This is a genomic window from Clostridium yunnanense (genome assembly GCF_016595795.1).
GTDB lineage: Bacteria > Bacillota > Clostridia > Clostridiales > Clostridiaceae > Clostridium_AR > Clostridium_AR yunnanense.
This window is the reverse complement of record NZ_JAENHN010000043.1, coordinates 1-15,154: the sequence shown is the minus strand read 5'-3', so window position 1 is coordinate 15,154 and position 15,154 is coordinate 1. Positions and strand designations below refer to the sequence as shown.

Below are 15,154 nucleotides of genomic sequence, written 5' to 3'. Positions count from 1 at the left end.
TAGTGTAGATTAAGATAATAAATTAGGGTATAATATAGATAGTATATATGTCAAAATTTCAGGAGAAAAATTTGAGAAAAGATCTAAATAACATACACGATAAAAGCTACAAAGACTTGTATTCAAATAAAGAAGTTTTCGTAGATTTGGTGCAAGGAATGCTTAAGGCACCATGGGCAAAAGAATTAACTCCTAATAAGTTAAAGCTTGTAAACAAATCATATATATCATCAGATTATGATGAAAAAGAATCAGATATAGTTTATGAAGGTACTATTGGAGATAAAAAAGTTATATTCTATGTACTTTTGGAATTTCAGTCTAGTTTAGATTATAGAATGCCACTTAGATTATTCTTTTATATAAGTGAGATATTAAGAGAATATGCTAAAAATGATAACCAAAAAGCATCAGATAAAAGTATTAAGATACCTGCAGTTATTCCAATAGTACTATATAACGGGAAAAAGATCTGGGATGTACCTCAAAGATTTAAAGATATTATAGATGGCAGTGAGTTATTTCAAGATAGCATAATAGATTTTAAGTATAGTGTTTTTGATGTAAATAATAAATTTACTAAAGAACAACTTATTGAATATAAGAATATCACTTCAGCAATATTTTTACTTGATCAAAAGATAGATGCTAAGGAGTTTATTGAGAGAATCAAAGCGATAGCGTTATTTTTTTCTAACTTAACTGATAAAGAAAGAATGGTTCTGAAACATTGGATTGAGAATACAATAGAAGAGGATCTGGCTAATACGGCTAAGCATATACTAGATGCCAATAAGGAGGAGGTGGAGCGTATGGTAGCAAATAATGCATTTTTGTTAAAAGAAATGAAGGAAGAAGCTAAAAAACAAGGGTTACAAGAAGGATTACAAGAAGGGTTGCAAGAAGGATTAAAAGAAGGATTAAAAGAAGGGAAGAATGTAAAAGCGATTGAAATAGCAAAAAATTTACTAGACGTTCTAGATGACGAAACTATTGCAGTTAAAACAGGTCTTTCTGTAGAATTAGTAAAAGAGCTTAGAAAAGAAAAGGATAATTAAAAAATAGAGGTAAGTGATATTAAGGATTAAATTCAGAGGTGTATCTTGGATTTGATCCTATTTTTTATTATTTAGGAATTAGTTACTTAATTATATTTACAGATAAATATAGGAAATTACTTAAATTATAAAGTTGGACACACTGATTGATTTGAATATAGTAGGATAACTTTTTTATTCAGTATCTTGCAATGAATAGTACTGGGTGATATACTATTCTTAAATCATACATATAAAAAAGGAAGAAAGACATTAAATGAATACTCAACTGAAAAAAGGCATATTAGAATTATGTGTTTTATGTATACTTTCTGAAGGAGATCGTTATGGCTATGAGCTAGTAAATGAGATATCAAAGAATATAGCCATTTCTGATGGAACTATATATCCAATATTGAGAAGGCTCAATAACGAAGGCTATTTTGAGACTTATTTAAAAGAATCACAAGAAGGACCTCCAAGAAAGTATTATAGATTAACGGACCTAGGAAGGGCAACTAAAGATGAGCTGTTAGAGGAATGGGTTGGCTTTGTAAATGGAGTGAATAATATAATAAAGGGGCATAAAGAATGAGAAAATATGAATTTATGATAGAAATGGAAAGATATCTAGATAAAGTATCAGAAGCTGAGCGGAAAGAAATATTATATGATTATGAAGAGCATTTTAGGATAGGCAAAGAAAATGGAAAGGCAGAAGAAGAAATTTGCATGGAGCTGGGAGACCCAAGAGAGATCGCAAGTAGCTATATAGGTGACTATAAAGATACAAATAAGAGGTATATAAATGATAAAGAAGTTGCTAAGGCAAGCCCTGTATATAGTAGCGGTAGAACGCTCAACCCATTAGGTGTTTTTTTTGTTGCTGCAGGAATAATTCTAATGATTTTCACAATTGATTCCATATTCTTAGGTCATAGAAGCAGTGTTAAGAATGCTTCAGTTAATCAGATAAAGATTGGTGATAAAAATATTGATCAGTCAGGCATTCATGGCGATAGAATAAGCATTGATGAAGATGGGATTAGCGTTCCTGGATTCACGATAAATGATGATGGAATATCTGCAACGGATATTAATGTTGATTCAAATGGAATAAGTGGACCGGAATTTAAGATTGATGATGAAGGCATAAGTACACCTGATATGAAGATTAATGATGACGGAATTCAGGCTCCAGGAATAAAAATTGATGACAATGGTATAAGTATGCCAGGCATTAAAATAGACAATAATGGAATAAGCATGCCAGGTATTAAGATAGATAAGAACGGAGTAAAAATTAATTAAATATTAGGAAGAGAACTTATAAGCACAAATCTGTAGTGAACCGCACCTTTAAGGATGTACCACTTCGTAATAAAATTTATTATTTTTAAATTCTCTCACCAAAACCCGTGAGAGTTTTAAAAATATATTTCGGATCGAAGTGGTTCATCTTTATATAGGCTCAGTTCACATAGAATATGTGCTTTTTATTTTTTATAAGTATGTTAAAACTGTGAAAACCCGCATGTTTCCTATATATTTATATGATTTTATAATTAAATAAACATAAAATTATATGATTTTATAATTAAAAAATCAGATGATTATATATTTAAATGAAGATCTCAGTAGGCTTTAGTGGTATAATTTACATAATAATAGATGTGGATGAAATGAAATATATTCCCATGGCAGATGGGTAAAGCTTGAGATTATTTGAAAAGGTGCATAAAGATGAAGGTATATAACAAATTAGTAAGAGATAGAATTCCTGAAATCATAAAGCAGCAGGGGAATGAATGTGAGATTGAGATAGTACCAAAGGAAAGTAAATACATATATTTAGAGGAGAAACTAAAAGAAGAGGTCAATGAGTATTTAGAAGATAAAAATTTAGAAGAGTTAGCAGATGTAATGGAAGTTCTTTTTGGACTTGCTGATGATTTAGGCTATAGTGAGAAAGAATTAATGGATGCGAGAAATAAAAAGCTAGAGGAACGTGGTGGATTTAAGGATGGAATTGTATTGAAGGTTACTAGATGATTACTAGATGATTAGGATAAAAGGACAATAGGCAATTGTATATAAAGTATATTAAAAGAGGCTAACACCAATAATGAAAGTGTTAGTCTTTTTTACGTGAAAAAATAAAAAAATATAAAAAACATATTTTTTCAATTTAATATTGGCACATCTATATATCCAGTTAAAAGCCTCTAGAGATACCCTTTAAAATTGTAGTTATTTATGGAAAATTGGATGCGTAACTTCTGAAAATAAAAACCAGCTGAGTGATATACTACCACTAATGGTTAATAAATCAATGTCTTCTATCCTATAAAACAAAGTCTGGATATCTATACATTACCCGAAAATTGTATCTATGAAACACTAGATAATGTCTATATTAACAGGCTGAAAGCTTAATCAAAAACCTTCAAATCTATCCCACAAATCAAGTGTTTTACAATAGATGTAACTGCAAAAAATGTAGAAAAATGAAAGAAAAATTATATTTACAAGAAAAGTAGACAGGAATAATATTAAAATGGTTATTCTGATCAATATAAAACGTCATTATAAATACAAAAAGTAATATTATTGTTTATTGTTTTTAGAATTGTATTTCAACTTTGATAAAGATGATTTTCGTATTATAGCTGACCACTTTGCTTTTACTCGATTCAAAACCTAATAAGTTAATCAATTATCCCCATATAACGATGTGAATTTCAGATTGTTCATAGCTGGCATGCCTATTTGAATAAAGATGAACCACTTCAATCCGAAAGCTATTTTTAAAACTCCTCTGGGTTCTGAAAGGAGAATTTGAAAATATAGATTCAATTATGAAGTGGTTCATCTATAGTTTGAAGTTCGTCTCGATTACATAGAGCGATTAAATATTTTTCGTTTTTTATCTATATCTTAGATTATGAAAGGAATGGTGGCAACAATGAAGCAAATGCGGAAAATAACAGCTGTTGTATTGCTCGTAGCTTTCTTATCTTCTCAGGTTACTTCACTTAGCGATGTATTTGGTATAAAGACCTTGACGGCAGCTGCTGCAACAGAGGAGGTTAAGGGTGATGCTTCAAAGAATGGGGCATCTAAGAAGGAAGCTATTAATACAAGTGGGACAAGCAGTAATACAAATAATGCTACAGGTAGTACCACAAATAATTCTGAAAAGAGTGCTGGTAATGCAAGTAATGGTACTAGCAACAATTCAAAAGACAGTAAAAACAGCAGCACAGGGACTAGTGATAATAAAAACAATAATGAAAGTGGGACAAGCTCTAATACAAGTAAGAGCACAAGCGGTAGTTCAGCCGATAGATCAAACCTATTAAGTGCTGAGTTATTTGCTAGTACAGCAAGCATTGACCAAATGGTTTTGACTGTTCAGCAGTGGCTTAATCAAACTTATGGTTCAAATCCAAAATTCAAGAGTGTTTTTCCGAATGGAGTTACTGAAAGTGGTCAAACAGGAAATGAAGTCGAGCAAGCTCTAATTACTGCAATGCAAATTGAATTAGGCATAGCAACTCCTACAGGTACCTTTGGTCCTGCCACAACTTCAGCTTTTAAGACAATGACTATAAGAGCTTCAAACAACATAACAACTCCAACTAATATGGAGTATATACTTCAGGGAGGCTTTTATTGCAAAGGATATTCTCCAGGAGGATTTTCAGGAATCTTCTATACCCAAACTCAAAATGCAGTAAAGCAATTCCAAGCTGATGCTGGCCTTACAAATTGTGATGGCGTTGTAACTGCCATGGTTATGAAGGCTCTTTTAAATACAGACCCTTTTGTACTATCCTACAATGGTGATGCTAAGATAAGACAGATACAGCAGAACTTAAATAATAAATACAATGCTTACACAGGACTTTTGCCTACAAATGGAGTATATGTTGCTGCTACTAACAAAGCTTTAATTTATGCTCTTCAGGCAGAAGAGGGACTTAGTACTAGTACTGCAAACGGTGCTTTTGGTCCTACAACAACTTCAAGTTGTCCAACCCTTCAGCCAGGTGATACCAGAACTAACTTTGTAAAGATCTTGGAATATGCCTTGTATTGTAATGGCTTTGATCCTGGTTCTTTTGATGGTGTGTATGGAAGTGGCGTAACTTCAGCGGTAAAGTCCTTCCAAGCCTTAATGCGTCTTCCTGTAACAGGTATTGCGAATATGCCTACTATAAAGGCTACCCTTGCAAGTTGTGGAGATACTAATAGGTCAGCCACTGCAGCAGATTGTGCAACTATACTTACAAATGCTACTGCAACTACCTTAAAGAACAATGGATATAATATGATCGGAAGATATTTGACAGGAAAAGCAAACGGAATAAGTAAAGCACTGACAGCTTCCGAAATTAAGATAATCTTTAATAATGGACTTAAGTTCTTCCCAATATACGAAACTAGCGGAACCTATCTTTCGTATTTTACAGCTTCTCAGGGAACAACTGATGCGGCAAATGCAATTAATGCCTCTGCAAACCTTGGGCTACCTATCGGTACAACTATTTACTTCGCTGTAGATTTTGATGCTATGGACTCAGATGTTACAAGCAATGTAATACCTTACTTCCAAGCTATAAGCTCATATTTTAAAAGTCATAATGGCAATGGCTACAAGATTGGTGTATATGGCGCAAGAAATGTAGCTGCAAGAGTATATAGTGCAGGTTATGCTTCTAATATCTTTGTTTGTGATATGTCCACTGGCTTTAGCGGTAATCTTGGCTATAAGATACCTACTCAATGGGCCTTTGACCAATTTGCTACAGTAACTATAGGCAGCGGTACAGGACAGATTGAGATTGATAAAGATAGTTTTTCTGGAAATGATCCAGGAGTTAGTTATGTAGTTGCAAGCTCCAATACTCCACAGGTTTATTCAGATGTTCCAGTAATGCCAAGCGAAACAAAGGTTGCTGACCCAGTAGATTCTAGTACAGGCTCTCATATAATAGAGAAGAGTTTCTTAGAAGTGCAAGGTGCACAAAAATTCTCCTTTGAACTAAACTATAACTCATCGAAGCTTTCGACTGGTGCTATGGGCAAAGGCTGGCACAACAATTATGAGATGAGAATTGAAAAACAGCCTGATGGGTCCTTATATTATTACACCTATCCATCTTCATATATGACTTTTACACAAAGTTCCACAGCAGGAGTATATACAACTAGTACAACTGGAAAGAAAAACTGGAGTATAACAGTAAATTCTGATGGAACATATTCTTTAAATTGCGGAAACAATATAAAATACGGTTTTGATAAATATGGTGCATTAACTAAGGTTCAAAACAAACTTGGTATGGTTACCAATGTAACCTATCCAAACTCATCAACTATGGTTATCACTGAGCCTATTTCCGGAAAGGCTATAACAGCAAATTACAGCAATGGCTTTATAAGTAGTATTACTGATAGTGCCACAAGGACAGTGAGCTTCCAGTATGACAACAATATGTGTTTATCAGCAATTACTGATGAAAACGGAAAAACTGAAAAATACACATACGACTCTGCAGGTCATGTGCTCACTGGAACAGATGGAGATAATGAAGTTTACTTTACAGATACTTATGACAGCTCAGGAAAAATAACCTCACAAGATGATGGTGTCTCAGGAAACAAGCTCACATATTTTAGCTATGATACAACCTCAGTAAGTGGTCAAACTATTGTCACTGTGACAGATAGAAATGGAAATAGCTATAAGAATGTTTTCAATAGCAATAAACAGTTGTTATCTTCCTCAGATCAGAACGGTAATACGAAAAAATATACCTACGATGACAATGGAAATATACTAACTGAAACTGATGCAAATGGAAATGTCACAACAAAAACCTATGATGCCAATAACAATCTGTTAACCTCAACAGATGCAGTAGGTTCAAAGACAACCTTCACATATGATTCAAATAACAATATGCTGTCTCAGAAAAATCCAGACGGTGGTACTACACAATATACCTATGACAGTAATAACAGAATTTTAACTAGCACAGATGCACGTGGAAATATTACAAAATACGTTTATGATACTAATGGTCTTCCTATAGAAAAAGATATTAGTGATCATAAATATACCTTTACCTATCAAAGTGGACTAGTAGGTACAGCAACAGATCCACAGTTAGGGGCTACTACCTTTACCTATGACGGTGCTGGACATGTAGCTACCGCCACTGATGCAAAAGGAAATAAGATAACAAATTCCTATGATAAAAAGGGCAAACTATTAAGTAAAAAGGATCCAAATGGAGGAACAGTTTCATATACCTATGACAGCAGAGGAAATTTAATAACTCAGACAGATGCTAATGGCAACAAAAGATCCTATGTCTATAATGCTAACAATAAAGTTACAGCTATGACAGATGAAAAAGGTGGAATTACAACCTATACCTATGATGGTGAGGATAGAGAAATTCAAGTCAAGGATGCTCAAGGAAATATAACCTCAACCTCCTATGATGTTGGTGGCCGTGTTACAAGTAAGACTGATGCCAATGGTAATATAACAAAGTATACCTATGATGCAGTGGGCAATGTTCTAACCACAACAAAACCAAGTGGTGGAACTATCACTGATACTTATTATGCTAACAATAAGTTAAAGACAGAAACTGATGCTGCAGGTAATCTTAACACTTACAAGTATGATACAAACTGGAGACTTAGTTCTATTACAGATCCACTAGGTAACTCAACTGCAAATACCTATGACCTTCAGGGTAATCTTTTAAGTGAAACTGATAAAATGGGAGATGTGACAACTTACACCTATGACTCCTATGGAAACATGCTCACAAAAAAAGACCCTAATGGAAATATAACTACCTATACCTATGATGGAAATAACAAAAGAACAAGTATAAAAGATGCTCTAGGAAATATGACTACGTATGCTTATGATTTAGCAGGACTACTTAAATCAGCTACTGATGCCAATAGCCATACTGTAACTTATACCTATGATGCAGATGGAAGATTAACAGGACAGACAGATGCACTTGGAAATGTGACTAGCACCTTATATGATGCTAATGGAAATACAGTTAAAAAGACTGATGGCAATGGAAATTCAAAAACTTTTGCCTATGATGCTGCTAATTTACTAATATCTTCAGTGGATGAGCTGGGAAATAAGACAAGCAATACCTATGATTCGCTAGGAAATCTTACTCAAGTGGTTGATGCCATGGGCAATAAGACCGTTTCAAAGTATGATGCAGGTGGAAGACTTATATCAGTTACTGATGCCATGAATGGAGTAAGCACTTGTCAGTACACTGCTGATGGAAATACTGCGTCTCTTACAGGTCCAGCAGGAGGAACAACTGCTTATACCTATGATACTTCTGGCAGAAGGACTTCTGAAAGCACTCCATCTGGAGGAAAGATAAGCTACACTTATAATTCCTTAAACTTGTTATCTGAGCTTACAAACGCTAGAGGACAAAAAAGAGACTATACTTATGATGCAGCAGGAAGGATTAAAAGCTTTACTAATGCTGAAGGTACAACCTCTTATACCTATGATAAGAATGGTAATGTGCTTACAGTTACTGATGCACAAGGAACCATAACTCGTCAGTTCGATGCTCTAAATCGAGTTGTAAAATATACTGATGTAAATAAAAATGTGATACAATACAGCTATGATGCTGTAGGCAATCTGTCATCTATTACCTATCCAAACGGAAGCAAGGTAAGCTATGTATATGATGCAGGGAACCATCTTTCAACCGTTACAGACTGGGCAAATAGAGTAACGACTTATAGTTATGACAAGAGTGGAAATCTTATAAAAACTGTAAGACCAGATGGAAGTATATTAACTGAAGGCTACGATGCAGCAAGAAGACTTACTTCAATGAAAGATACAGATAAATCTGGTAATATAATAAATAGTTACACTTATGGATACAATGCAAATGGTCAAATTACAAAGGAAGTATCTTCAAATGGACAGATCACTTCCACAATGACCTATGATGCTCTAGGCAGAGTGATGAGCCGAAGCGATGTTGACTCTACAGGTAAAGCTACAGCAAGTTATACTTACACCTATGATGCCGCAGGAAATATAACCTCTGGCGGCGGCACAATGACCTACGATAAAAATAATAGACTCATTACCTATAATGGAAGTACTATATCCTACGATCTCGATGGAAACATGACCACCGGTATTCTTAAGGGAAGTTCAACAAACTTCGTTTATGATTCAGGAAATAGACTTACTCAAGCAGGCGGGGCAACCTATGCTTATGATGCTTTAAATAACCGTATCTCACAAACTGTAAACAGTAAAAAGACTACTTATGTATATGACGGTATTTCAAGCGATTTAAGCAGACTACTTGTAAGCACAGATTCAACTGGAAATAGCACCTACTATGTATATGGAATAGGACTTTTAGGTGAGCAAAATTCAACTAGTTATCTTGTATATCATTATGATCTAAGAGGAAGCACAACAGCTATAACCAATATGCAGCAAGTAGTTACTGATAGATATACCTACGGAGCATATGGTGAGCTTTTGACTCACACTGGAACTGCTACAACCTCTTTCTTATACAATGGTCGTGACGGTGTTATGACTGATTCCAACGGACTCTACTATATGAGAGCTCGTTACTACTCACCAGAACTTAAGAGATTCATAAATGCTGACACCTTAAAAGGCTCAATCAATAATGGAGAAACTCTTAATAACTACGCTTATGCTAATGGAAACCCAATATCCATGGTTGATCCATTTGGTAGATGTGCAGATATGGCAAGTGATGTGGGGCATACCGTTTTAGACACCTTAGGGTTAATACCATTTTTAGGAGCAGTACCAGATACAGCAAATGCAGTGTGGTATGCTTTAGAAGGAAAATGGGGATATTCAGGATTATCTTTAGCTTGTGCGATACCATTCTTTGGTGATCTTGCAGAAGTGGGGAAATTAACTAAGGATACAGTTAAGATTGGCGAGGATATTAAGCTTATCTCTAAAGTTGGTGAGGAAGCTGAGATTGGCAGAAAATTAGAATATGTGTTTGGTAATGCAACTGGTACTAAGCATAATATTGAGAGGTCTCTTGATATGGAAAATAAACTAAATAAAATAGGGATATTTGACAATTCAGAGGGCAGGGCACTTATGGAAGAGGAACTTCAAAAATCATTTAATAATACAACTAATGGAGCTATCCAAGATAACGGACGAATTAGGAAGGAATCTTTATTAACAGGACCAAATGGTGTAGCAAAGATGCAGTCGGTATGGGATGGAAATAAACTAATAACAGTTGAGATATATAGCTCCGATTGGAAAAGCTTTGTGAAGAAATAAAGGAGGGTAGTATGAAAATTTTTAAGTTGAATGTAGAAAGTAAGTCAGAAATGATAGAATATCTACGAAAGTGTAATTCGAATCAATTATTATTAGGTGAAAATAGTGAAGTAGTAGGTGGGTTATATATATTTCAGGTTAAGTCAAATGAAGTAGTAAGATTAACAGTTGGGGTTATAACAGAGGGACATGGATTAGAACCAGAGTGTAAGTATGTAGGTGATAAGCTATTAATTGGATTTAATAAAGAAGTTCATATAATAGATACTAGTACTAATGAGAATAAAAAAATTTGCGCAGATTCATTATTCTTTGAATTTGCATCAGAGACTAATTCAAATAGAATAATAGCTGTTTTTGAATTAGAGGTTATGTGTTTTTCATTAGAAGGGAATACTTTCTGGAGATGTTTTACAGATGTGATTAACGAGTATTTTATAGAAAATAATAACATAAGTATAGTTACTGATTCAGGTAAAGAAAAGATTTCTTTATTGACAGGTGAAAAAAAATAAATTTTCTCTATATGATATAAGATGGTAACTGAAAGATAATAAGATAAATATATGTATAAAATATTTATGTGTTTAAAATTTGATAAAATTATTGAAACAGTAAAAGGACAGACTTAATAAGATTAATAATGCGGTGAAAAGATGAAATGAATCAGCTGAAATTAAGTAAGCTGGTTCATTATTTTTAGCAGTTAATAAATGAAATAATAGATATAATTATAAATAATCAGAATGAGGATTGGATAAATAATTATGAATTACTTCGATAAAGTTATTTTTAATGATTTTAACTTTAAAGAATATGAACAAAATGCAGAAAGCCAAATATGCAATGTAGAAGAGGAATTAGGAATTAAGTTTCCTGAAGAATATAGGAGTATTTTAAAGTTATACAATGGTGGTAGTGGGGAAGGAGGAGAACATTATATTGACCTATGGAGTCTGGAGGATATTGTAGATTTTTATGAAGAAAACATGGCAGATGAATCAAAAGATTTAGTTGTGTTTGCATCTGATGGATGTGGAATGGCATACGCATTCAAAAAAGGTTATCGAGAAATTTGATTCATTCGTATGGATTCCTTAGAATATGTGTATTCAAAAAGATACAGTGGTAATTTGTGTAAATTTATTAAGAACATGTATTTAGATAAGCTAACAGAATATTAAACAGAGCGATTAAAAATATTCAAGAATCCTAAATATATAGCCAATGAAGTTATAAGAAGCTGCATAATATTAATAATGCAGTGAGAGAAGAATTAAATGAACTAGCTGAAAAATGAGTAGGCTAGTTCATTGTTTTTTATAGTGATAAAATACAGGTAGGGGGTCAAAGATTTGCAGAAGAACATTCAAAGATGTACGAGGCATTTAGCCAAATCAAAACTGATCCTACAGACATCAAATGATTGTGGTGAAAGTGAATATATAATCGAATTTGGCTCGGAGGGGTTCAAATGAAAATAGAATATGTAACTAAAAGTATAGAACTAGTGAATGATGAAAAGTTATATTTAATTAATATGGAGCTATGGAATATTCTCGAAAGAGACAATGAAATAGATGGAATCCCAATGGAAGAAAATTTATTAAAATCCCTTTCCAAAATGGCTAGCTTTGTAAGGAAACATAAGGGATTTAGTTTGACATTTTATCGTTATAGTATTGGAACTACAAGGTATAGGTGGCTTTTCTGTATAGTGTATAATATTAATGATAGATTGCAAAGAGTTCAGATTGAAAATGTAACTTGTGAATTTTGTGGTTGGAAGGGTAAAATGGCTAATCCAACTATACCAAGTCTATATGATACCGTGGAAGATAGGCAAGAAGCTCTAAATATTGCGTGGAATATGCCAGTAGTAAATTGTCCAGTTTGCGATAAAAAATTAAAAAGAAATGCTATTTGGGTTGGTTATATATAATAACTAGCGGATAGTAGATATGTATTTTGTGCAAATGAGAATATATAAAAGAAAGATTATTAGAATCAATGAGCAAGTCTGGAGTCTTCAGAAGAATATAATGCTATTTTTAAAAAGATAGGTTTAGTATCAAGGAAGGGGATTAGCCCTACTAGGAGTGTATTGAATGGATATTGATATGGAACAAGATGAAAAATATGATATGAATGATGAAACCGATTATTTTGATAAAGTAGATGAGGATTTTGCTAGATATGGGAAAACTAAATTACCTTGTCCAAGTTGCGGTGGAAAACTAATATACGGGGATTATGGCTCTGGGCATATTATAAGATGCAAGGAAGAAAACTGTATAAAAGTAACTTACAGAGGAATATAGATAGCTATAAAACTAAGGAATGGTTTAAGACAAAGATAATAAGCAAATGGATAGAAATTTAATGAATACTTAGATATAAAGCCAAGTATCTAAGAAGAGATTATAATAGAGAGTGTAATTAATGCTCTAGCAAGGAGCGTTAAAAAGATATAAGGTAATGAATGAAAGGATGTAGTGGTGGCTAAAATCAATTTAAAATGTGATTGTGGGAGCAAGGTGACTGCGAGCGTTGGCGATAGTTTATATGAAGGAATACTTAGGTGGTATGTCTCATATAAGTGCGAAAGCTGTGGTCGTGTAGTTGAATCAGATGGAAGAGATGAGATACCAAGTGAAATAAAAGAGGCTATTCTTAAGGATGAAGGAATTTGGAAAGTTATCCTTCATGACAGAAAAGAATTTGAAAAAGTAAGTTATATACTAAGAAAACAATTTGGGTTTACATTAGGGCAGACAAAAGAAATAGATGCCAAACTGTCAAATGAATTAATTAGTGGAACAAAAAATGAGATGTCTAGAATTAATGATGTTTTAACTGAAAAAGGTGTAAAAAGAATAGAAATTAAAAAAGTATAATTATATAGATTCTATATGTATTATTGCATAGTGTATCGAAACGTTAGGTCAAATAAAATCAATAAGGTTATACGAATAAACAAAGCATAATTAAAGTAATTGACTAATATGAACGTTCAATAAACTAGTTAAAAACAATAAGCGCATTTATTTTTGTCTACAATGAGATAGTGAATTATAAAGGCAGAGAGTCTATTTTGGCTTGATTCTTAATCATATATGTTTTAGGGGGATTTAAAATGATATATAATAGGAAAATGGAAATTTATATAAATGAAATTTCTAAAACCAGTCAAATTACTAATGATGTAAGTATATCTATAATCCAAGGATTAAATTGTAATGACGAACCATATTTTTACTTAGAAGATAATTGCTATAAACTAAATGAAAATAGTAAAATTAAACATTCTAAGGAAATGCTTACGCAATTAGAATGGGATTGTAATGAAATATATATAAGTGGCTCAAAAGATGTTAGGTACTTATTGCAAACTGCATTGATTAGAGTTAAATCTATAGAAACTATTTTGAAAGACCAATATCCTTTGTATTCATTTGATATTATTATGAGTATTGATGATGATACAGAACCTGATGTCTTACCGTCTATTACTGTAAGATTCTATTGCATTCGTGACAACGATTATTATATTGCTCATAATGAATTAGAAGAATTTTTGCAACCAGTATTGATTGAATCAATATCAAAAATTTAATGTAACATAGCGTTAATATAAGAAGATAGCATAATCTAAATCATACAGTGAGAGAAAGACTAAATGAACTAGATGAAAATTAAGTAGGGATAGTTCATTACTTTATAGAGGTGATAACTTTGGAACTAGATAAAAATTATATTATTCATCAATTAGAAAACCAAGTGGCTGGATTACTAAGACAAAAGTATCTTCCTGAAGAAAGACCTATTGAGAGCATGTTTCAAATAATATACGAACCGCCATTTGAGGAAAAGGTAAGCTTAGAAATATTTAAGAATATAAATCAAGAAAATACAGAATGCTATTTTGTTATAAGATCAGTGTGGGATAAAGCTGAGGATTGTAGTAAATTAGATGTACCTTTAGTAGCGCTTAAGGCAAAATATAATAAAGGTCAAATCATACCAACAATAAAACGAGAAAAAACATATATTGATAAAAGTATTGTTGATGAGATGTTTTTTCAACTTTCGAATATTAAAGTTTCACCAATACCAAACAAGATAAGTACTGGATTTGATGGGACAACCTGTGAATTGAGAGTTAATTCAATATGTAATAGCTGTCATTTTAGGTGGTGGGAGGAAGGTCCTGAGAATTGGAGTGAATTAACAGGATATGTAGAAAAAATTTTAGAGTATTTTAATGAAGGGGAAATATAATGAAGGAAAAGACTATTTTTAAACCAAGTGAAGTTGAAGGGAAAACAAGACTTAAATTAGATGAAGTTATTGATATTGCTAAAAAATCAATAGCTAATATGGAGGTGAAATATGAGTTGATAACTGAAAAAGTATTATATGACACTGTATCTCATATTACAAAAGAGCCAGTTTGGTATGTAGATATAATTGCAATACTGCATAAAGAACGTTTTCCGGATGCATTTGAAATTTTAGCAATTTCAGATATTACCGGTAAAGCAATTTATATAATGAATGATCATGGTGTAGCTCATAATATTTAAGCTAATAGCAAAAAATCAGCCCCGCATCAAAAGCAATGTCATTAAGTTAAGAAAAGACTTGCATCACAAATACGTGGTGTGGGTCTTTTTTTAATTTTCAGATTATCACTTGACAATATGCCAAGAATATGCGGCCG

Annotated in this window: 13 protein-coding genes; all 13 read left to right on the top strand. The window is 32.8% G+C overall.

Features of this window, described 5'->3' with window-relative positions; genetic code table 11:
* The first annotated feature begins 71 nt into the window (after positions 1-71).
* The 13 genes from JHL18_RS15115 to JHL18_RS15055 all read left to right on the top strand — a co-directional run bounded on the left by JHL18_RS15115 (position 72) and on the right by JHL18_RS15055 (position 15,017).
* Positions 72-1,058, top strand: coding sequence for an Rpn family recombination-promoting nuclease/putative transposase (locus JHL18_RS15115; protein WP_200270648.1), 987 nt, complete (start codon positions 72-74; stop codon positions 1,056-1,058).
* Positions 1,059-1,314: 256 nt separating this feature from the next.
* Positions 1,315-1,632, top strand: coding sequence for a PadR family transcriptional regulator (locus JHL18_RS15110; protein WP_200270646.1), 318 nt, complete (start codon positions 1,315-1,317; stop codon positions 1,630-1,632).
* Positions 1,629-2,348: a DUF1700 domain-containing protein gene (locus tag JHL18_RS15105; protein ID WP_200270645.1), complete on the top strand. Its 720-nt coding sequence runs from the start codon at positions 1,629-1,631 to the stop codon at positions 2,346-2,348. Before JHL18_RS15110 ends, JHL18_RS15105 begins: the two co-directional genes overlap by 4 nt.
* Before the next feature lie 432 nt (positions 2,349-2,780).
* A complete protein-coding gene (locus tag JHL18_RS15100) occupies positions 2,781-3,089 on the top strand; it encodes a nucleoside triphosphate pyrophosphohydrolase (protein ID WP_200270644.1) in 309 nt (102 codons plus the stop codon).
* A gap of 913 nt (positions 3,090-4,002) precedes the next feature.
* On the top strand, positions 4,003-10,431 hold the full coding sequence (locus JHL18_RS15095) for a glycoside hydrolase domain-containing protein (RefSeq protein WP_200270643.1): 6,429 nt from the start codon (positions 4,003-4,005) through the stop codon (positions 10,429-10,431).
* Positions 10,432-10,442: 11 nt separating this feature from the next.
* Positions 10,443-10,946 carry a hypothetical protein gene (locus JHL18_RS15090; RefSeq protein WP_200270642.1) on the top strand — a complete coding sequence of 168 codons (504 nt, stop codon included), beginning with the start codon at positions 10,443-10,445 and terminating at the stop codon, positions 10,944-10,946.
* A 252-nt stretch (positions 10,947-11,198) separates the two neighbouring features.
* Positions 11,199-11,510 (top strand): SMI1/KNR4 family protein, encoded by a 312-nt coding sequence (locus JHL18_RS15085; RefSeq protein ID WP_200270641.1) that lies wholly within the window; start codon positions 11,199-11,201, stop codon positions 11,508-11,510.
* 395 nt (positions 11,511-11,905) lie between these two features.
* The gene (locus tag JHL18_RS15080; RefSeq protein ID WP_200270640.1) at positions 11,906-12,373 is read left to right on the top strand and encodes a hypothetical protein; all 468 of its coding nucleotides are present in this window, start codon (positions 11,906-11,908) and stop codon (positions 12,371-12,373) included.
* Positions 12,374-12,539: 166 nt separating this feature from the next.
* On the top strand, positions 12,540-12,752 hold the full coding sequence (locus JHL18_RS15075; RefSeq protein ID WP_200270639.1) for a hypothetical protein: 213 nt from the start codon (positions 12,540-12,542) through the stop codon (positions 12,750-12,752).
* A 177-nt stretch (positions 12,753-12,929) separates the two neighbouring features.
* Positions 12,930-13,328 carry a hypothetical protein gene (locus tag JHL18_RS15070; protein WP_200270638.1) on the top strand — a complete coding sequence of 133 codons (399 nt, stop codon included), beginning with the start codon at positions 12,930-12,932 and terminating at the stop codon, positions 13,326-13,328.
* A gap of 239 nt (positions 13,329-13,567) precedes the next feature.
* On the top strand, positions 13,568-14,047 hold the full coding sequence (locus tag JHL18_RS15065) for a hypothetical protein (protein ID WP_200270636.1): 480 nt from the start codon (positions 13,568-13,570) through the stop codon (positions 14,045-14,047).
* Positions 14,048-14,166: 119 nt separating this feature from the next.
* Positions 14,167-14,712 carry a hypothetical protein gene (locus JHL18_RS15060; RefSeq protein ID WP_200270634.1) on the top strand — a complete coding sequence of 182 codons (546 nt, stop codon included), beginning with the start codon at positions 14,167-14,169 and terminating at the stop codon, positions 14,710-14,712.
* Complete coding sequence (locus JHL18_RS15055; RefSeq protein ID WP_200270632.1) at positions 14,712-15,017, top strand: hypothetical protein; 306 nt, start codon at positions 14,712-14,714, stop codon at positions 15,015-15,017. The genes JHL18_RS15060 and JHL18_RS15055 overlap by 1 nt, the downstream gene beginning before the upstream one ends.
* Positions 15,018-15,154: the final 137 nt, after the last annotated feature.